Below are 18,511 nucleotides of genomic sequence, written 5' to 3'. Positions count from 1 at the left end.
CACAGGGTTCCCTGGTTGGTTTTCCCCTGTGCCGCCTCAGCCCGGACGATTTTGCCGTTATCGACCACCAGGTTGATTTTGCAACCTGATGCGCAATACGGGCAAACCGTGACGACTTTTTTCATCGGTCTTGCTCCAGTTGATCAATGGGCGCATATGCGCTATCACGCCGTCAATATGCATCTTCTATGCCATGTTTTCATTGTGGGTATTGACTGATGATACGTCGATTTTTTGGGCTAAATGCTGACGAAAAGCAGGGCGTCGTCAGTTTTGACGTGTCGAAGGGAGGTGAGATGTGACATGGATTGAAGAAACGCGATCCGGTAATGGATTTGTCGTGGGGGCTTTGCTGAATTAATCAGACAGAGATCGTTCCGTGCGGGCAGAGGCAAGTAATGAAACCGGTCATTTTGGTTGTGGATGACGACAGCGCGATTGGCGAGCTGCTTAGCGATGTGCTCAGCGCGCATGTTTTTGACGTGCTGCTGTGCCAGACCGGCAGCGATGCGCTGGCGGTGGCGGCCCAGCGGACGGATATCTCGCTGGTGCTGCTGGATATGATTCTCCCTGACACCAACGGGCTGCTGGTACTGCAACAGCTGCAGCGCAGCCGACCTGATTTACCGGTCGTGATGCTGACCGGCCTCGGCAGCGAATCCGACGTAGTGGTAGGGCTGGAAATGGGTGCCGATGATTATATTGCCAAGCCGTTTAACTCCCGGGTGGTGGTGGCGCGGGTGAAGGCGGTGCTCAGGCGTAGCGGCGCGCTGGGCGCTGAAGGCGCGAGCGGCGGCACGGGATTGCTCTTTAACGGCTGGCGGCTGGATACGTTTCGCTGCGAGTTGTTTAACTCGCAACAGCAAGCGGTGCCGCTGACCCAGGGAGAGTACAGCCTGCTGCTGGCGCTGGCGCAAAACGCCCGCCGGGTGCTTAACCGTGAGCAGCTGTTGGCTCTGACCCATAGCGAAAGCACCGAAGTCTTTGACCGGACGATTGACGTGCTGATCATGCGCCTGCGGCGCAAAATCGAACCGAATCCGCATCAGCCGACGCTGATCAAAACCCTGCGCGGTCTGGGCTATGTGTTCGCCGCAGATGTTATCCACGGCGACAGGGCGGCGTAGCCCCGGCAGACGCGGGGCCAGCGGGGAGATAGTGCTCTTACTTCACGGTCCAGCCTTTGTAACTACCGATATTGTTTTTATCGATCAGGGTCACCGGGATCAGCACCGGTGCGGACGGGGCCGGTTTACCCTGCAGAATGTCATAACCGATCTCGACCGCTTTCGCCGCCATCACCTGCGGGTCCTGCGCCGGCGTCGCCACAAACAGCGAGTTTTTACGTTTCAACGCCTCTTCACCGTCCGGACTGCCGTCGACGCCAACGATAAAGAACTCATGACGTTGCGCCTGTTTTGCCGCCAGATCGGCGCCAATCGCGGTCGGATCGTTGATGGCAAAGACGCCATCGATCTTCGGATTCGCGGCCAGCAGTGAGGTCATAATTTCCAGACCGCCCTCACGGCTGCCTTTCGCGTTCTGGTTGTAGGAGAGCACTTTGATATCCGGGTGGCGTGCAAACTCGGCCTGGCAGCCTTCAACGCGGTTCTGCACGGCAGAAACCGGCGGCCCGTTGATAATCACCACATTCCCTTTGCCTTTCAGGCGGTCGGTGATGTATTTACAGGCCATTTCTCCCGCCTGAGTGTTATCAGAGGTGATAGTGGCATTGGCGCCTTCGGCGGCCACGTCCACCGCAACCACCACGATCCCGGCATCTTTCGCGCGTTTTACCGCCGGGCCAATCCCTTTTGAGTCGGCGGCGTTGAGGATAATCATGTCGACTTTGGCGGCAATAAAGTTATCGATCTGCGCCACTTGCTGACCCAGATCGTAACCGCTGGAGACCAGCGTCACTTTCACATTGTCTCCGGCCAGCTTACGGGCTTCCAGCTCCGCGCCTTTGGTGATTTGTACAAAGAACGGGTTGGCTAAATCCCCCACCGTGACGCCGATTGATTTCAGCTCTTTGGCCTGGGTAAAGGGCGCTGCGGCAAGCAGCGCGCCGGCACAGAGTGCGGTTACTATGGGTTTCAAACGCATGCTGTTTTCCTCTGTCTGTAGGGTATTGTTGTTATGCACTTTGATGGTGTCGGGTACGGTATTTGTCGATCAGCACCGCAATGATGATCACCGCCCCTTTGATCACCAGTTGCCAGAAATAGGAGACGCCCATCAGCGTCATACCGTTATTGAGCGTGGCGATAATCAGCGCCCCCACTAGCGTGCCGGTGATAGTGCCGATGCCGCCGACGAAGCTGGTCCCGCCGAGAATAACGGCGGCGATGGCATCCAGCTCATAACCTACGCCGAGGTTGCCGTTGGCGCTGTACAGCCGCGAGGCGCTCATGACGCCGCCCAGCCCGGAGAGCAAGCCGCTCATGCCGTAAACGAACAGCAGCACCAGCCACACTTTGATCCCCGTGAGCCTTGCCGCCTGCATATTGCCGCCCACGGCGTAGATATGAACGCCGAGGGTGGTACGGCGCAGAATGAACCAGCACACCGCCACCACCAGCAGCGCGATCACCACCAGCCACGGAACTGGCCCGAGGTAATCGTTGCCGATCCATTCGAAGCTGATATCGGAGTTAATCACCGTGGTGCCGTCGGCCAGCAGATAGGCGGCCCCGCGCAGGGCCGTATAGGTCCCGAGCGTGACGATAAACGGCGGTAGCCCGGCGAAGGCGACCAGCGCGCCGTTAAACAAACCGAGCAGCAGGCCGAGCATCAGCGCCGCCGGAATCGACAGCAGCGACAGCTCCGGGGTCAGCGATACCACCATGGCCGCCACCGCGGTCGTGCCGAGAATCGAGCCGACGGACAGATCGATCCCCCCGGTCAAAATGATGAAGGTCATCCCGGCGGCGAGCACGATGTTGATCGACGCCTGACGGGTAATATTCAACAGATTGCTTTCGGTAAAGAAATTGGGGGCGATAAAGCCAAATACCGCCACAATCAGGATTAAAATCGGCAGGATACCGACCGTTTGTAGCAGATCGCCCATCAGGATTTTCTTCGCCGATACCGATTTTGCCACCGGCTGCGCGGCGGTCTCTTTCTGTGTTGTCATGGTGATACCGCCTTAAGGTGAGAGTCGTTTACGCCGGTGGCCAGCGTCATAATGCTTTCCTGGCTGATGTCGCCGGCCTGGAGTTCGCCGGCGATGCTGCCTTCGCGCATGACGTACACCCGGTCGCTCATGCCGACCACTTCGGGGAGTTCGCTGGAGATCATCAGAATGGCCACCCCCTGGCGCGCCATCTGGGTCATGATGCGGTAAATCTCGCTTTTGGCGCCGACGTCAACGCCGCGCGTCGGTTCATCAAGCAGCAAAATGCGCGGACCGATGGCGACCCAGCGGGAGATCAGCAGCTTTTGCTGATTGCCGCCGGAAAGGCCGCCGGCCCGCACCTGCGCGTGCGGTACGCGAATATTGAGCAGGGAGATCGCATCGTCGGAGACGGTCTGCGCCTTTTTGCGATTGAGCATGCCCCAGCGGGCATCCCGTTCGAGGGTGGCCATGGTGATGTTCTCCTGCGCCGCCATTTCGAGGAACAGCCCCTGCTCCTTGCGATTTTCGGTGAGAAAGCCGATTCCCAGCTCGATGGCTGCGCGCGGAGAGTGAATGACCACCGGCTCGCCGTCGATCTCGATGACGCCGCCGGTGGCCCGACGCACGCCGAAAATCAGCTGCGCCAGTTCCGAGCGGCCGGCGCCGACCAGACCGGCCAGGCCGACGATTTCCCCGGCCCGTACCACCAGACTGCTGGCTTTCACTTTGCCGCCGTCGGTCAAATCCTGTATCCGCAGGCGCGGCTGGCCGGGTGGAATATCACGCTCTTTATTGAACAGGTCGCTTAACGGACGGCCGACCATCATGCGCACCAGCTCGGAGGCGTTGAGCTTGTCGCGGGTCAGGCTGCCGACGTACTGGCCGTCGCGCAATACGCTGACGCGGTCGGAGAGTTCATAAACCTCCGCCATCCGGTGGCTGATGTAGATAATTGCCATCCCTTCGTCGCGCAGGCGCAGAATCAGCTCAAACAGGCGCTGGGTCTCACGGGAGGAGAGGGCAGCGGTGGGTTCGTCCATCACCAGGACCCGGCTGTTGCGATGCAGGGCGCGGGCGATCTCCACCTGCTGCTGTTCGGCAATGGTCAGGGTCATCACCCGGTCGCCGGCCTTAAACTGAGCGCCGAGACGATCTATCACCGCCTGGGCCTGATGAATCATCTCTTTGCGCTGTACCAGTCCGCCGCGCGCCAGCTCGCTGCCGAGGAAAATGTTCTCAGCGACGGTTAAATTCGGCGCCAGCTGCATCTCCTGGTAAATCAGCGTGATCCCGGCGGCCAGCGCATCTTTTGGCCCTTTAATGGCGTGCGGCCGTCCGTCGATCAGGATCTCGCCGCTGGTAGCGGTATACGCTCCCGCGAGGATCTTCATCAACGTGCTTTTGCCGGCGCCGTTCTCCCCCATTAAGGCGTGGATCTCACCGGGCCAGACCGTCAGATCGACGCCTTTCAGCGCATAAAACTTGCCAAAGGCTTTGGCAATATTGCGCATGGATAGTACCGGTGTCCCCTGCATGGCGGCTCTCCTGCGAGTGTGATCGAGAATCGCAGTGCACCACAGGACGATAAATACAAAATGTCAAACGCCGTTCATATTTGTCATATTGATGAATAGTTAACCTGGCTCACAATTACGCGATGCGGCTCTCCCGGTCCGGGTCAGCAACCGCCAGGATAAATAAAAAGATCGTGGAGCTGACCATGCCATCCCATCGCTACCCGTTTTTCACCAGCGCTCGCGGGCGTCTGCTGTCGTTTAATTTGCTGATGGTGGCGGTGACGCTGATGGTGGCCGGCGTGGCGCTGCTGGGCTTTCGCCATGCCAGCCTGCTACAAGAACAGGTGCAGCGGCAGACGCTGGATGATATGACCGGCAGTATGAATCTGGCGCGCGACACCGCGAACGTTGCCACCGCGGCGGTTCGCCTCTCCCAGGTGGTCGGTGCGCTGGAGTATAAAAGCGAGGCTGAACGCCTGCTGGAGACCCAGCAGGCCCTGAAATATTCCCTCTCTCACCTCGCCGCCGCGCCGCTGGCGCAACAGGAGCTGGCGCTGGTGGCCAGTATTATTCGCCGCAGCAATGAGCTGCAGCAGAGCGTGGGTGGCATGCTGGAACGCGGTCAGCGTCGTCATCTGCAGCGTAATGAACTGCTCAGCTCGCTGTATCAGAACCAGAGCTATCTCCGGCATATTCAGGATCTTAACGATCGGTATGGCGCAGACGCGATCGATCCCCGGCCGCTGGCAGAGATGGATCGGCTGATCGTTGCGGCCATCCATACTTCGACGCCGCGATCGATCGTCCAGCAGCTGGATAAGGTGCGAGGTTTTCTGCCGACGACCAGCCGCGATCCTACGCTGGCCGCGATTCTGCAGGATTTCAACGGCGAGCTGGCCAGGCTGGAGCCGCTCTCGGCGCAGCTGGAGGAGAGCGATTTGGCCATCGGCTGGTATATGTTTCACATTAAGGCGCTGGTGGCGCTGCTCAACAGCGATATTAATCAGTACGTTGCCCGGGTCGCGCAGGCGTCTGAGCTGCGGGCGGCGCAGAGCCACCGGGAGCTACGTTCCATCAGTATGTTTATTTTGCTGTCGGCGCTGCTGGCGCTGGTGATAACCGGCTTCGCCGGCTGGTATATCTACCGTAACCTCGGCTCCAGTCTGACCGCCATCTCCCGCGCGATGTCGCGTCTGGCCCACGGCGAGCAGGAGGTCTCTGTCCCGGGGCTTCAGCGACGCGATGAGCTGGGAGAGCTGGCGCGCGCCTTCAACGTCTTTGCCCGCAATACCGCGTCGTTGGCCCATACCTCCCAGCTGCTGAAAGAAAAAAGTACCCTGCTGGAGACCACCTTTCATGCCATGCGCGACGGCTTCGCGCTGTTTGATAACCAGGGGCTGCTGGTGGTGTGGAATCCGCAGTATCCGCTGCTGTTAGGGCTGGCGGCCAATGATCTGCAGCGCGGTATTCACTATCAGCAGCTGCTGGGCCAGGCCGCCCCTCTGGCGGAACATATTCGTGACAACCTGTCCCGTCCGCTACCCAAACCCCAGGAGCTACAGCTGGCGGGCGATCGTACCATTGAGCTGCGCTTTAGTCCGGTTCCCGGGCGCGGGCTGGTGAACGTGGTACTCGACAGAACCGAACGCAAAGGGCTGGAGCAGGCGCTGGTTCACAGCCAGAAAATGAAAGCGGTCGGCCAGCTGACCGGCGGTCTGGCGCATGATTTTAATAACCTGCTGGCGGTGATTATCGGCAGTCTTGAACTGGTTCAGCCGCAGGACGCGGACGTGCCGCGGATCTCCCGGGCGCGAAAAGCCGCAGAACGCGGAGCGCTGCTCACCCAGCGGCTGCTGGCCTTCTCGCGTAAGCAGTCGCTGCACCCCAATGCCGTGGCGATGAAACCGCTGCTGGAGAACCTGGGCGAACTGATGCGCCATTCTCTGCCGACGACGCTGACTCTGCAGATTGAGGCACAGTCACCCGCGTGGCCTGCGTGGATTGACATCGGCCAGCTGGAAAACGCCATTATCAATCTGGTGATGAACGCTCGCGATGCAATGGAAGGGCGCTCAGGGGTGATTAAGCTGCGCACCTGGAACCAGCGCGTGGCCCGCAGCGACGGGCGGCGGCAGGATATGGTGGCGCTGGAGGTGATTGACCACGGTAGCGGGATGTCACAGGAGGTCAAAGCCCAGGTGTTCGAACCGTTCTTTACCACCAAACAGACCGGCAGCGGCAGCGGTCTGGGGCTGTCGATGGTCTATGGTTTTGTCCGCCAGTCCGGCGGGCGGGTGGCTATTGAGAGCGCGCCGGGCCAGGGGACCACGGTGCGTTTACAGCTGCCGCGCGCGGCGGCGCAGGCGCCGAGCGGCGGCACGTTACCGGAAGTAGAGCAGACGGTGAGCGGTGAACGGCTGGCGCTGGTGCTGGAGGATGAGGCCGATGTGCGTCAGACTCTTTGTGAGCAGCTTCATCAGCTCGGCTGGTTAACCCTGGAGGCCGGGAACGGGGAGCAGGCGCTGCAGTTACTTGAGGCTTCGACAGAAATTGCGCTGCTGATTAGCGACCTGATGCTGCCGGGCAGATTGAGCGGAGCCGAGGTGATCAACGAAACCCAGCGCCGTTTCCCGACGGTGGCGGTGCTGCTGATCAGCGGCCAGGATCTGCGTCCGGCGCACAATCCTGCGCTGCCGGACGTCGAGCTGCTGCGTAAACCCTTCAGTCGGACACAGCTGATGCAGGCGCTGCGACAGGTTGTGGCAAATAACGGCTGCGGGCCAGTGCCGCAGCCCCTTGAGCACCATTAAATGTTGAGGACGATGCGGCAACAAACTGCACTGCCTGATAAGGCAACGGGCGGCGAATATGCGCTTTGATCATGGTGAGCAGCGCCTCGCGTGGAAAGCCGGACATGTCCATCACGCCGCCGCCGAGGATCACTGCATCGGGGTCGAACAGGTTGATGCTGGTGGCGATTGCGCGAGCGGCATGGTGCAGGAGAGCCTGTACAAACGGCTCCTCAGCGGCGTGCAAAAACAGCTCATCCAGCGCATAGTCGCGCGGTTGTTGTTCATACCAGCGTTTGAGCGCGATGCCGGAGCAGACGGTTTCCAGACAACCGGGATTACCGCAACCGCAGATGAGCGCGTTGTCGCCCTGCGGGATATGACCCAGCTCTCCCGCCACGCCGTGCGCGCCTGTCCACGGCCCGCCGTTTAACCAGATGGCGAAGCCCATGCCGGTGCCGAGATAAGCGGCTAGCACCTGTTGCGCCTGCAAACCATTTTCCTGCACGTCAAATGAGAGCTGGAGATTGACATCGCGGGAAAATTCGACCGGACAGGCCAGCGAATGCTCCAGCTCATCGGCGAGCGTACGCAGGGTTTCCGGCGGTAACGATAGGTTGGGGGTGGAGATAATCGTCCGTTTATCTCTGCTTACCAATGCCGGAAAGCCCATCACCAGGCCGCAGCAACGGGCCTGAAAGCGGTCAAGCTGCTGCTGAATCAACATGGTTATCCCGCTGACCAGACCGTCAGGCGCGATCGCTTCAGCAGTGCGCAGCTTCTCGCAATGCAGAGTCTCGCCCTGCGCGGTTTGCAGGCAAAAGCGGATATGGGTTGCGCCCATGTCCACACCTGCGACGACCTTACGCTGTTTTTGCATGAGGGAATACCTCGTTTTTGGCCGCCAGAATCTGCTCTGCCATGACCTGCCACGCGTCGTGAATATTGTCGCCATGGTTAAACAGACCGGAGGTACCGACGATAAAGACGTCCGCGCCTGCCGCCATCAGTTTTTGATAGGTCGCTTTATTGCATGAGCCGTCGATCTCAATCTCGTAGGCCAGTCCTTCTCGTTCTCGCCACGCTTTTAGTTCGCCGATCTTCTCCAGCATTTCAGGAATAAAGGGTTGGCCGGCGAAACCCGGATCGACGGTCATCACCGTAATTTTGTCCGCCTTGTGGATGTAATATTTCATCGTTTCAACCGGCGTTTCCGGATTGAGAATGAGCCCGACCTTCATGCCGTGGCGACGAATCTCCTCTATCAGGCGGAAAGCCTGACCGTTAATCGTTTCCGGATGCAGGGTGATAAAGTCCGCGCCTGCCTGCGCCAGCTGGCTGATGTAATCCTGTGGCCGGGTGACCATCAGATGGCAGTCCAGCGGTTTACTGGCCAGCTTCTTCACCTGACTGACGAAAAACGGCGATAGTGTCAGGTTAGGGACAAAATGACCGTCCATGATGTCGATGTGGAAGTAATCTGCATGCCGATCGATAAACTCGATCTGTTCTTTGAATTTCAGCAGGTCCATACACATTAAAGAGGGGGAAATTTTCATCATAAATTCCTTACTTACTGATAAGACGGTCGAGGGCGACAGCCGCGATAATTAATCCACCCATCACCACCAGCTGGTAGTAGGTTTGTACCTGGAGAATATTCAGGCCGTTGTTGATGGTGCCGATGATCAGGCCGCCAATCACCACAGAAAAAATGCGTCCCTTACCACCAAAGAAGCTGGTGCCGCCGATAATGGCGCTGGCAATGGCGTAGGTTTCAAAGCCCATCCCGGCCAGAGGCTCCGCGGCGCCGAGACGTGCCGTCGAGACCACCCCCGCCAGCCCGGCGCAGATGCCGGAGATAATGAACACCAGCAACATGTGGAACTTGACATCAATGCCAGAGTAGAAGGCGGAGTTTTTATTGCCGCCGAGGGCGTAGATATTGCGGCCCAACCGCATCCGGGTGGTCAGGAACCATAGAATCACGGCCACAATAAGCGAGAAGATGACCGGTACCGGGATCCCCAATACGCTGGCGGCAAAGAAATTGACGAACTCGAAAGAGAAGCCATAGACCGAGTTGGCGTCGGAGATAACCAGGGTGATACCGCGAAAAATCGCGTTAGTGCCGAGGGTAATAATGAACGGGTGCAAGCCGGTCCAGTTGACCAGGCAGCCGTTAATCGCGCCTAGCGCGCCGCCGACCAGCACGCCGCCAATCAGCGCCGCGAGGAACGGATCGACTCCTGCCAGCATGAGTTTGGCGGTCACCATGCCGGAAAGCGCCAGAATCGCCCCCACCGACAGGTCGATGCCTGCTACCAGAATAGCGAAGAATTCTCCCATTCCGATGAGCACCGTCACCGAGCTCTGAACAAATATTTGCGTGATGTTATTGGTCGTCAGAAAGTATTCCGACGACAGCGAGCCGAAAATCGCGACAATAATTGCGAGGATAAAAAAGGTGCCGTATTTATCCCAGAACAGTGCGAAGTTGAACGGCTTTTTGCCATCGGACTCCCCTTTTACTCTTGCGGCAGTGCCCATACCATAATCTCCTCTTCGCTCATGTCGTCGCGATTGGTCAGAATTTTCGTCAGCCGCCCTTCGCAGAACACGGCGATGCGGTTACAGACGGCGATAATTTCAGGAAGCTCGGATGACACCATCAGAATGACTTTTCCGTCATCCGCCAGCTGGCGCATCACTTTATAAATTTCGGCTTTCGCGCCGACGTCGATCCCGCGCGTCGGCTCATCGAAAATAATGACGTCGGGGTTGCAGCATAACCATTTGGATATCAGGACCTTTTGTTGGTTACCGCCGGAAAGTTCGGTGATGCTCTGATCGACAGAGTGGCACTTCAGCGCCAGTAATTTACGCTGCGCTTCCGCCGTTTTACGCTCGTTCTCTTCATGGAACAGCCCCATTGCCCCTTTATAGCCGCCGTGTTTCAGGCTTTGACTGACAGCCATGTTTTGCGCAATGGAGAAATTGCCGAAGAAACCGTTGTCCCGGCGACTCTCCGTGATGTAACCCATTCCTTTCTTTAAGGCATCCAGCGGTGAACGCGGGGTAATCGCTTTACCATTGAGGATGATTTCACCGCTGCTGCGCTTATCAACGCCAAACAGACAATCCATCAGTTCGGTACGCCCGGAGCCCACCAGACCGGCAAAGCCGAGAATTTCACCGCGATTGACGCTAAAGGAGATATCGCGGACCTTTTTCTTGTCCCGGCTGGTGACATTTTTCACCTCGAATACCGTTTCGCGCGCGATATTTCCGGTGTTCTCTTTCATCGCGTTAAAGCGGTTTTGCAACTCACGACCGACCATCAGACGTACGATATCGTCGTTATTGACCTCGCTGACCATGCCACTGCATACGCTGCTACCGTCCTTCATCACCGTGTAGCGGTCGCAGATCCGGCGTATCTCCGCCAGCTTGTGCGAGATATAGACGATGGCGGTCCCCTCTTTACGCAGCTGGTTCATGATCAGGAACAGGTAGTCCACCTCTTTGTTGGTCAGCGAAGAGGTAGGTTCATCCATGATCAGCACTTTGGCGTCGAGCATCAGTGTTTTCGCGATTTCCAGCATCTGCTTATGGCTGATGGACAGATTCGCGACTTTCTCATCTAAATCGACCTTTAATCCGATGCGCAGCAGCATCATTGCCGCTCTGATGCGCATCTCTTTCCAGTCGATAATATTGACGCCACAGACTTTTTTCGTCAGATGGCGGCCGATATATAAATTTTCCATTACGGTTAATTCATCAATAACGCTGAGTTCTTGATAAATAATGCCGATGCCGAGTCTGGCTGCTAATTTATGGTCGAGCCTGGCATAATTCACGTTATTAACCGTGATGGTGCCTGTGGTCGGTTCATGTATTCCCGACAAAACTTTCATTAACGTTGATTTCCCGGCACCGTTTTCCCCTAGCAACGCATGTATTTCGTGCGGGTAAACGGTTAAATCGACCGATTTTAATGCGTGAACCGGACCAAATGATTTGCCGATCCCCGCCATTGAAATATATGGCGTGAGCATAATAACTCCTTACTTATTTTTACCCTCCTGAGGTCAGGAGGGTAAGGGGAGAACATCGGGCTAGCTGCTGGAAAAATTATTTTGTGACCAGAATAGAATCCACCAGTTTGAATTCCGGTGTTTTATCCAGTGCAATCACCTTGCCGGTTTTTTCGGCATCAACCATCATTTTCAGTCCCGTCGCGCCGATATTGCCAGGGTTTTGCGCAATCGTTGCGGTCATCTGACCGGCTTCAACCATTTTACGCGCTTCAGGGATACCGTCAGTGCCGACCACCAGAACCGTTTGGCTTTTCCCGGCGTTGGCTACGGCCTGGGCAACGCCCATTGCCATGGTGTCATTCGCGCAGTAAAAGGCTTTCAGGTTAGGGTTCCGCTGTAGCACATTAGTGGCAACATCGAGCGCCTTAATGCGATCCCAGTCGGCTGGCTGGCTGGCAACAAGCTTGATCTGAGTGGCTTTTTTGAATGCCTCCGTCGCACCGTTACGACGGGCTTCGCCCGACGCGTTCCCCGCTTTTCCCTCGATGATGGCAACGTCGCCGCCCTCAGCTCCCAGTTTCTCGATAATAAAATCGGCCCCTTTTGCCCCCACCGCGACGTTATCCGTGGTGACGAAACCTTCCACGTTACCGCCTGCTTTCTTCAGGTTATCCATATCGATTTTTTCATCGAGATTGACCAGATAAATCCCTTTCTTCCAGGCTTTCGCCACGGGCATCACCAGGTTGACCGATGAGAGAGGGGCGAAAGCGATGCCTTTATAGTTCTTATTGCTTAAGTCTTCGAAGAGCTGAAGCTGTGATTGAAAATCCCCTTCCGAAGGCGAGGCAAAAATATCGACGCTGACTCCCAGCGTTTTAGCCTCATCTTCAATACCTTTTTTCATATCAACCCAGAAAGGATTCGATAATGTTTTTAATACCACAGCGTAATCGGCGGCGGCAAAAGCGCTGGTAGATAACATTACGCCCATAGCCGCGCCGCTGAAAATTTTCAGGTATTTATTCATAACAGTGTTCTCGGTGTAGGATACAGTAATATTGATCCCACCGTAGTGGGATCGGTGTTTATTATTTACTTCAGCGCTCCTGGTGAAAAGAAATCAACAATGGCGCCGGTTTTTTGCATGTTTAAAGTGGCCTGTTCAATATTTTGTTGGGCTACCGAAACAAAAAAAGCATCTAATAATGTAAGTTGTAAAATACGCGCTGAGGCGTTTCTCCCTAATAGAGGAGTTTCTGGTGCTGGCGAGCAAATAATAAAATCAGCTAATTTAGCAATCGGTGAATGGTAACTATGGGTAATACAGATAATTTTAGCGCCGTTCTTCTTTGCCAGTTCTACTGCCGATTTAATATCGCTGGTGCGCCCGGAATGGGTGACTACCAGCACGACGTCGCCTTTTTTCAATAACGAGGCGGACATCATCATGATATGCGCATCCGGATATGTCTGGCAGCGCACGCCGATACGTAAAAACTTATGCTGCACATCGGCGCAGATGGCATTTGATCCACCGGCACCGTACAGATCGCGCTGGTTGGCCTGGGCGAAGAAACGTGCCGCGCGATGAATTTCGTCGACATTAACGATCGACTGACCTTCCATAATGGTACGCAGGGTAATATTAAAAACCTTATTCACCACGTCCTGAGGTGCTTCATCAAAGGAGAGCTCTGCCGGAAGGACCTGTTCAGATTGAGAAAAATACTCCACCAGGGCGCTACGCAGGTTACGAAAACCGCTAAAACCGAGCAGTTTGGAGACCTTAACGATCATTGCTTCGGAAACCGACAGCGCTTCCGCCACATCTTTAATGGCGGGAGCGTCGCTCAGATTGCCAGGTTTAAGCAACCATTCGACGATTCGGCTTTCGTTTTCGGTCATTCCTTCCTGCTTCATGCGTAGCCAGGGGGCGAGGCCGATACCGTTGGGGAGCGAACTGGATTCTGACTGACTCATCGCTTTCTCTTGTCCATAAAGTGAAGACGTCACTATATCACCACAGGCAAAACAGAAAAGATACAATCAACTTCACAAAAATATAATTTTTATAAAGTTTTGGTTTTTGTAAAGTGTTGGCGATTTTGAGAATGGCCATTTTTTGATTAACTATTTATAAAACAAGTATTTTTCATCTTTACCCGTAAGATTTAAGACGATAGGCAATATGAGTTGGCTATTTTTCTCGCTTGATTTGTGAATTTTCGCGATGTAGAAAGGGCACGTCAGACCGGATTTTTGACGATTATTGCGCCAGTTTTTCCGGTTTAAATCACAACTCCATCTATGTTCGTAAAGTAAGAACAGGCGAGGTTAAGTATGAAAAGGATTGCAATTGGCTGTGATCACGTCGGGTTTATCCTTAAAAACGATATTATGGCGCATCTCCGGCTGCGGGGGATCGAGGTGCTGGATAAGGGAACATGGTCACCTGAGCGTACCGATTATCCCCGTTATGCCAGCGCTGTCGCGCAGGCCATTCTGACAGGCGAAGCCGAGGGGGGGATCCTGATCTGCGGCACCGGCGTCGGGATCTCCATCACCGCCAATAAATACCCCGGCATTCGCGCGGTGGTGTGCAGTGAACCCTATTCGGCCCAGCTATCGCGGCAACATAATAATACCAATGTGCTGGCCTTCGGCGCGCGCGTGATAGGTCTTGAGCTGGCGAAAATGATTGTCGATGCCTGGTTGGGGAGCGATTATGAAGGCGGACGTCATCAGACGCGAATTGATGCGATTACCGCGCTTGAACAGCCGCGGATTTGAGATTCCTCCGCTACTCGCCGCCACGACCGTTGATTAACGTAGGGCCAGCCCCCCGAAGAGACTGGCTCTATGAAACGTTACTTTACCGCTTTAATCCTCTGCACGCTGTCGCTGAGTAGCCAGCTGGCGCGCGCTGATATTATTGACGACGCAATCGGTAATATTCAGCAGGCGATTAATGATGCCTACAACCCCGGCGATAGCCGCTCTGATGACGACGACCGCTATGATGACGACCGCTATGATGACGGACGTTACCAGGGCAGCCGCCAACAAAGCACCGATCGCCAGCGGCAGTATGACGATCGGCAACGACAGATAGAGGATCGTCGCCGTCAGCTCGACGATCGCCAGCGCCAGCTGGATCAGGATCGCCGGCAGCTGGAGAACGACCAGCGGCGACTGGATGACGACGATTAACCGTGCTGCGTTTCTGGCCGTGGCGACGCGATGCTGACCGGGTGACGATAGCGCTTACCCGGGTTAAAGATTAATCCAGCACGATCTCCATACCGTCATAGCCGGCCTCAAACCCCGGCGGCAAGGGATGCTCCATCATCCAGAGATCAAACCGGTGGCTGATATGAGTCAGAATGACCCGCGGGCAGGCCAGTACCTGGTTGATGGCGCGTACCGTATTCAAATCGCAGTGGTTGCGCGGAGGCTGCGGGCGCGGCTCATGGCTGCAGTCGATCACGATCGCCTGCGGCTGGTTATTCAGTAAGAATTTGAGCGTTTTTTCCGGTAATCCGGCGGTATCCGACAACCAGGCTACCCGGCTGTGCGCCGATTCCAGCAGATAGCCGTAGGTCAGCTTCGAGTGATTGAGCGGTAGCGGCGTCACCCGCAGCCCCTGCAAGGTAAACACCACAAACGGCTCAACGGTATGGCTGAAGTCCAGCAGGCCGGGGTGTTTAAACAGGTCATCGCAACCTTCAGGGTCCGGCGGTCCAAACACCGGAATCGGCGCGCCGACGCCCCAGCGCAGCGGGAATAATCCCTGAACATGATCCATATGATAGTGGGTAAGTAAAAACTGCTGAAACTGGCCGGCGGGCCACTGGTCCATCAGGTCGGGCAGCCCGGCATCCAGCAGCGTCACGGCGTCATTGAAGGTCACGACCGCGCTACAGGGGCGCCGACGATGCGCCTCATCGCTGCGCGCACGCTGACAGGCTGCGCAGTCGCAGCCGAAGACTGGAACCAGCTGGGCGCCGCCGGTGCCGGTTAAGCGGATAGTCAGGCCCATACTTCCTCCTCACAGCGCTTTTTTAAAACGCAGATGGCTTTGCGTATACCCTTCACGGAGATAGAAACGGTGGGCGTCGGGACGGGCTTTGCCGCTGGAGAGCTCCACCATTTGCGCGCCGTGTCCGCGGGCTTCCTCCTCCGCCCATGCCAGCAGCGCCTGGCCGACGTGCAGGCCGCGTCTCTGCGGCAGCACCACCAGTTCCTGCACTTCCCCGATCCAGGCGTTGAAATTAAGCGGAAACTGCAACTGTAGCCCAATCAGCCCGACCGTCTCTCCCTCCACCTGCGCCAGCTGATAGCGCAGGGTTGGATTTTGCAGGTTCATGGCAAATCCGGCGGTGAAATGGCGGCGATCGTACGCTTTCTGCTTTAATTCGCAAATTAACGCATATACGGCATCGACGTCGTCCAGAGTCGGGGCCCGGAGTTCACAGGTAGGCATGTTGATTCTCTTGTCGGGCGTAGTGGCGGCGCAGCAGCGTGAGGAACTGGTCGACGGATTGTCCGAGGCTGCCGTTGTTGTTCAACGTCAGACAGTCGGAAGGGGCGTAGCGCGCTGCACGCTCCAGGCGCAGGGCGATCTCCGCTTCGCTCTCTCGCCCGCGTTGTTGCAGGCGCTGGCGTAGCACCTCCGGCGTGACCTGCAGGCAGATGGGTAGCAGGGCGTCAGCGTAGCGCGCCCGGGCCTGCGGCAGATGGGCGCGGGAGCCATTGGCCACCACGTCAAAACCGGCGTGCAGCCACAGGTCAATTTCGATACCAATTCCGTAGTAATTGTTATTGGCATGCCAGCTCAGGGCGAACAGCTGGCGCTCGGCGCGGTTGAAAAACTCCTGCTTGCTGAGCGCAATATGATTTTCGCTGCCGGCGTTGAACGGGCGCGTAATATAGCGATGCGCCACCAGCAGCTGGGCATTTTCGCGCTGGCGTAAGGCCGCCAGCAGGCTATCTTTTCCGGAGCCTGAGGCACCCACCAGCCAAATCAATTTTCCGCTCATCAGAAGACCCTCTTTCCTTGACGCCAGACGTGGTCAATATGGACGTGTTCGCCGCGACGGTGCGCCAGCACCATATCGGCACGCTTACCTTCCGCGATCACCCCGCGGTCGTCTAATCCCAGAGCCTGGGCCGGATTTTTGCTGACCAGACGAATGGCCTGCGGCAGCGAGAAGGCGTTGTCGTGGTCGTCCGCGATGCGGAACGCCGCATCGAGCAGGCTGGCGGGATAATAGTCTGACGACAGAATATCGAGCAGGTTGCTGGCCGCCAGCTGATGGGCCGCGACGTTGCCGGAGTGCGAACCGCCGCGCACGATATTGGGGGCGCCCATCAATACGTTCATACCGTGGCGACGTGACGCCTCGGCGGCGGCTAACGTCGTGGGAAACTCGGCGATCACGCTGCCAAGCTGATGGGATTCGAGGACATGCTCCGCGGTGGCGTCGTCGTGGCTGGCGAGCGCAATATGGCGATCGCGACACAGCGCGGCGATGGACCGACGGTTGGCGTGGGACCAGGTTGCCGCCAGCGCGATCTGCTCTTCTTCATAGCGCAGCATCTGCTCATGAGTTAGCTGATATTTGCCCTGGTAATACTCGCGATACTTCTCGCGATTGGCGAACTGACGCTGACCGGGCGAGTGGTCCATCAGCGATACCAGGGTGACGGGTTCACGGTCTACCAGCTTTTCAAACAGCGGCAGCGTGGTGTGGTGCGGCAGTTCACAGCGTAAATGCAGGCGATGTTCGGCGCGGTTGATGCCCCGTTTCTGCGTCTCCTCGATGGCGTTGATCATCTTTTCCAGATTCTCCAGGCGATCGCCGCCGTCGCGTACGTCGCCGATGGCGACCGCATCCAGAACGGTGGTGATACCGCTGGCGACCATCAGCGCATCGTGGCTGCTCATCGCCGAGTGGGCGGGCCAGTCGACTTTCGGGCGCGGAGTAAAGAATTTGTCCAGATTATCGGTATGCAGCTCAATCAGCCCGGGCAGCAGCCAGCCGTCTTCACCGTCGAGCGCCTGCGGCAGCTGGCTCTGACTTTCGGCAAAGGCGTAAATGCTGCCCTCCCGCACTTCCAGCGACCCGTGCACCACTTCGTCTTCGAGAACCAGGTTTACATTATTGATAATCATGCTGTTATTCCCATCGGGTGCAGTCGGTCGGCGACCTGATTGCGGACCGCTTCATCATGGAAAATGCCGACGATAGCCGCGCCGCGCGCTTTGGCTTCGTTAATCAGTTCCACTACGGCGGCGCTGTTTCTGGCGTCCAGCGAGGCGGTCGGCTCATCAAGCAGTAAAATCGGGTAGTCCACCGCGAAACCGCGGGCGATATTGACCCGCTGCTGTTCCCCGCCGGAAAATGTGGACGGCGCCAGATGCCATAACCGTTCCGGAACGTTCAGACGCGTCAGCAGGCGGGCAGCCTGCGAAGCGCAGGTATCGCGCGCAATGCCGAGGTCGAGCAGCGGTTGCATCACCACTTCGAGAGCCGAGATTCGCGGGATGACGCGCAGAAACTGGCTGACCCAGCCGATGGTGCGCTTGCGGACTTCCAGCACTTTACGCGGCGAGGCGTTGACCAGGTCAACCCATTCGTCGCCGTGGCGGATATGGATATGGCCGGTGTCCGGCAGGTAGTTGGCATACAGCGAACGCAGCAGGGTGGATTTGCCGCTGCCGGAATGGCCGTGCAGCACCACGCATTCGCCATTGCTGACCTCCAGAGAGGCATTCTGCAGCACCGGCAGACGCACGCCGTTTTGCTGGTGGAGTACAAAGGTCTTACTGACATTTTCAACGTGAATCATTTTGGCCTCGTGGTTTGGGTGCCGGGTGGCGGCTTCGCCTTACCCGGCCTACGGGTGCTGTGTTCATGGCCTTACCCGGCCTGGGGCGCTGTGTTCACGGCCTAACCCGGCCTGGGGCGCTGCGTTCATGGCCTTACCCGGCCTGGGGTGCTGTGTTCATGGCCTTACCCGGCCTGTGGGCGCTGT

General features: G+C 57.1%; 19 protein-coding genes. 4 read left to right on the top strand and 15 right to left on the bottom strand.

From position 1 onward, the window contains the following. Positions 1-125 (bottom strand): hypothetical protein (locus GRPL_RS26445; RefSeq protein ID WP_155274621.1); only part of this gene is annotated, 125 nt, incomplete at its 3' end. A gap of 273 nt (positions 126-398) precedes the next feature. On the opposite strand from GRPL_RS26445, the gene GRPL_RS22600 reads away from it, so the two are divergent. Then, positions 399-1,127 (top strand): response regulator, encoded by a 729-nt coding sequence (locus GRPL_RS22600; RefSeq protein WP_015585352.1) that lies wholly within the window; start codon positions 399-401, stop codon positions 1,125-1,127. Positions 1,128-1,164: 37 nt separating this feature from the next. On the opposite strand, the gene GRPL_RS22605 is transcribed toward GRPL_RS22600, so the two are convergent. From GRPL_RS22605 to GRPL_RS22615, 3 genes are read right to left on the bottom strand one after another with little or no spacing between them, the layout of a single operon-like run. Next, positions 1,165-2,106 carry an ABC transporter substrate-binding protein gene (locus GRPL_RS22605; RefSeq protein ID WP_032689907.1) on the bottom strand — a complete coding sequence of 314 codons (942 nt, stop codon included), beginning with the start codon at positions 2,104-2,106 and terminating at the stop codon, positions 1,165-1,167. A gap of 31 nt (positions 2,107-2,137) precedes the next feature. Next, positions 2,138-3,139 carry an ABC transporter permease subunit gene (locus GRPL_RS22610; RefSeq protein WP_032689906.1) on the bottom strand — a complete coding sequence of 334 codons (1,002 nt, stop codon included), beginning with the start codon at positions 3,137-3,139 and terminating at the stop codon, positions 2,138-2,140. Next, positions 3,136-4,656 (bottom strand): sugar ABC transporter ATP-binding protein, encoded by a 1,521-nt coding sequence (locus GRPL_RS22615; protein ID WP_032689905.1) that lies wholly within the window; start codon positions 4,654-4,656, stop codon positions 3,136-3,138. The genes GRPL_RS22610 and GRPL_RS22615 overlap by 4 nt, the downstream gene beginning before the upstream one ends. A 185-nt stretch (positions 4,657-4,841) precedes the next feature. On the opposite strand from GRPL_RS22615, the gene GRPL_RS22620 reads away from it, so the two are divergent. Further along, on the top strand, positions 4,842-7,448 hold the full coding sequence (locus GRPL_RS22620; RefSeq protein ID WP_032698371.1) for an ATP-binding protein: 2,607 nt from the start codon (positions 4,842-4,844) through the stop codon (positions 7,446-7,448). Here the strand turns inward: GRPL_RS22620 and alsK are convergent. From alsK to GRPL_RS22650, 6 genes are all read right to left on the bottom strand, one after another. Beyond that, entirely contained in the window at positions 7,360-8,307 is a 948-nt protein-coding gene (gene alsK / locus GRPL_RS22625) for an allose kinase (protein ID WP_032698370.1), read from the bottom strand. The genes GRPL_RS22620 and alsK overlap by 89 nt on opposite strands. Next, positions 8,291-8,986 carry a D-allulose 6-phosphate 3-epimerase gene (gene alsE, locus GRPL_RS22630; protein WP_032689903.1) on the bottom strand — a complete coding sequence of 232 codons (696 nt, stop codon included), beginning with the start codon at positions 8,984-8,986 and terminating at the stop codon, positions 8,291-8,293. Before alsE ends, alsK begins: the two co-directional genes overlap by 17 nt. Positions 8,987-8,996: 10 nt before the next feature. Beyond that, positions 8,997-9,977, bottom strand: a complete 981-nt coding sequence (gene alsC, locus GRPL_RS22635) for a D-allose ABC transporter permease (RefSeq protein WP_004856559.1) — start codon at positions 9,975-9,977, stop codon at positions 8,997-8,999. Continuing rightward, entirely contained in the window at positions 9,956-11,488 is a 1,533-nt protein-coding gene (alsA, locus tag GRPL_RS22640) for a D-allose ABC transporter ATP-binding protein AlsA (RefSeq protein WP_032698368.1), read from the bottom strand. Before alsA ends, alsC begins: the two co-directional genes overlap by 22 nt. 76 nt (positions 11,489-11,564) lie before the next feature. Beyond that, positions 11,565-12,500, bottom strand: coding sequence for a D-allose transporter substrate-binding protein (gene alsB / locus GRPL_RS22645; RefSeq protein ID WP_032697117.1), 936 nt, complete (start codon positions 12,498-12,500; stop codon positions 11,565-11,567). Between the two features lie 65 nt (positions 12,501-12,565). Continuing rightward, positions 12,566-13,453 (bottom strand): MurR/RpiR family transcriptional regulator, encoded by an 888-nt coding sequence (locus tag GRPL_RS22650; RefSeq protein ID WP_004856567.1) that lies wholly within the window; start codon positions 13,451-13,453, stop codon positions 12,566-12,568. A gap of 360 nt (positions 13,454-13,813) precedes the next feature. On the opposite strand from GRPL_RS22650, the gene rpiB reads away from it, so the two are divergent. Next, complete coding sequence (gene rpiB, locus GRPL_RS22655; protein ID WP_032698366.1) at positions 13,814-14,263, top strand: bifunctional allose-6-phosphate isomerase/ribose-5-phosphate isomerase RpiB; 450 nt, start codon at positions 13,814-13,816, stop codon at positions 14,261-14,263. Between the two features lie 69 nt (positions 14,264-14,332). Further along, positions 14,333-14,683, top strand: a complete 351-nt coding sequence (yjdP, locus tag GRPL_RS22660) for a DDRRRQL repeat protein YjdP (RefSeq protein WP_032698365.1) — start codon at positions 14,333-14,335, stop codon at positions 14,681-14,683. A 70-nt stretch (positions 14,684-14,753) separates the two neighbouring features. Here the strand turns inward: yjdP and phnP are convergent, their stop codons facing one another. The 5 genes from phnP to phnL are packed head-to-tail and all read right to left on the bottom strand — an operon-like array spanning position 14,754 to position 18,325. Then, entirely contained in the window at positions 14,754-15,512 is a 759-nt protein-coding gene (gene phnP / locus GRPL_RS22665) for a phosphonate metabolism protein PhnP (RefSeq protein ID WP_032689898.1), read from the bottom strand. 9 nt (positions 15,513-15,521) lie between these two features. Then, on the bottom strand, positions 15,522-15,956 hold the full coding sequence (gene phnO, locus GRPL_RS22670) for an aminoalkylphosphonate N-acetyltransferase (RefSeq protein WP_032698363.1): 435 nt from the start codon (positions 15,954-15,956) through the stop codon (positions 15,522-15,524). Next, the gene (gene phnN, locus GRPL_RS22675) at positions 15,943-16,512 is read right to left on the bottom strand and encodes a ribose 1,5-bisphosphokinase (RefSeq protein ID WP_032697118.1); all 570 of its coding nucleotides are present in this window, start codon (positions 16,510-16,512) and stop codon (positions 15,943-15,945) included. Before phnN ends, phnO begins: the two co-directional genes overlap by 14 nt. Further along, on the bottom strand, positions 16,512-17,648 hold the full coding sequence (gene phnM, locus GRPL_RS22680; RefSeq protein WP_032698362.1) for an alpha-D-ribose 1-methylphosphonate 5-triphosphate diphosphatase: 1,137 nt from the start codon (positions 17,646-17,648) through the stop codon (positions 16,512-16,514). Before phnM ends, phnN begins: the two co-directional genes overlap by 1 nt. Next, complete coding sequence (gene phnL / locus GRPL_RS22685; RefSeq protein ID WP_032698361.1) at positions 17,645-18,325, bottom strand: phosphonate C-P lyase system protein PhnL; 681 nt, start codon at positions 18,323-18,325, stop codon at positions 17,645-17,647. Before phnL ends, phnM begins: the two co-directional genes overlap by 4 nt. Positions 18,326-18,511 lie beyond the last annotated feature (186 nt).

Origin of the sequence: Klebsiella planticola ATCC 33531 (assembly GCF_000735435.1) — a bacterium.
Lineage (GTDB): Bacteria > Pseudomonadota > Gammaproteobacteria > Enterobacterales > Enterobacteriaceae > Klebsiella > Klebsiella planticola.
This window is presented reverse-complemented; position numbering and strand designations above follow the sequence as displayed.

Coding starts and splice junctions, on each gene's coding strand:
- GRPL_RS22600 (WP_015585352.1), top strand. CDS start 399: ATGAAACCGGTCATTTTGGTTGTGGATGACGACAGCGCGATTGGCGAG.
- GRPL_RS22605 (WP_032689907.1), bottom strand. CDS start 2,106: ATGCGTTTGAAACCCATAGTAACCGCACTCTGTGCCGGCGCGCTGCTT.
- GRPL_RS22610 (WP_032689906.1), bottom strand. CDS start 3,139: ATGACAACACAGAAAGAGACCGCCGCGCAGCCGGTGGCAAAATCGGTA.
- GRPL_RS22615 (WP_032689905.1), bottom strand. CDS start 4,656: ATGCAGGGGACACCGGTACTATCCATGCGCAATATTGCCAAAGCCTTT.
- GRPL_RS22620 (WP_032698371.1), top strand. CDS start 4,842: ATGCCATCCCATCGCTACCCGTTTTTCACCAGCGCTCGCGGGCGTCTG.
- alsK (WP_032698370.1), bottom strand. CDS start 8,307: ATGCAAAAACAGCGTAAGGTCGTCGCAGGTGTGGACATGGGCGCAACC.
- alsE (WP_032689903.1), bottom strand. CDS start 8,986: ATGAAAATTTCCCCCTCTTTAATGTGTATGGACCTGCTGAAATTCAAA.
- alsC (WP_004856559.1), bottom strand. CDS start 9,977: ATGGGCACTGCCGCAAGAGTAAAAGGGGAGTCCGATGGCAAAAAGCCG.
- alsA (WP_032698368.1), bottom strand. CDS start 11,488: ATGCTCACGCCATATATTTCAATGGCGGGGATCGGCAAATCATTTGGT.
- alsB (WP_032697117.1), bottom strand. CDS start 12,500: ATGAATAAATACCTGAAAATTTTCAGCGGCGCGGCTATGGGCGTAATG.
- GRPL_RS22650 (WP_004856567.1), bottom strand. CDS start 13,453: ATGAGTCAGTCAGAATCCAGTTCGCTCCCCAACGGTATCGGCCTCGCC.
- rpiB (WP_032698366.1), top strand. CDS start 13,814: ATGAAAAGGATTGCAATTGGCTGTGATCACGTCGGGTTTATCCTTAAA.
- yjdP (WP_032698365.1), top strand. CDS start 14,333: ATGAAACGTTACTTTACCGCTTTAATCCTCTGCACGCTGTCGCTGAGT.
- phnP (WP_032689898.1), bottom strand. CDS start 15,512: ATGGGCCTGACTATCCGCTTAACCGGCACCGGCGGCGCCCAGCTGGTT.
- phnO (WP_032698363.1), bottom strand. CDS start 15,956: ATGCCTACCTGTGAACTCCGGGCCCCGACTCTGGACGACGTCGATGCC.
- phnN (WP_032697118.1), bottom strand. CDS start 16,512: ATGAGCGGAAAATTGATTTGGCTGGTGGGTGCCTCAGGCTCCGGAAAA.
- phnM (WP_032698362.1), bottom strand. CDS start 17,648: ATGATTATCAATAATGTAAACCTGGTTCTCGAAGACGAAGTGGTGCAC.
- phnL (WP_032698361.1), bottom strand. CDS start 18,325: ATGATTCACGTTGAAAATGTCAGTAAGACCTTTGTACTCCACCAGCAA.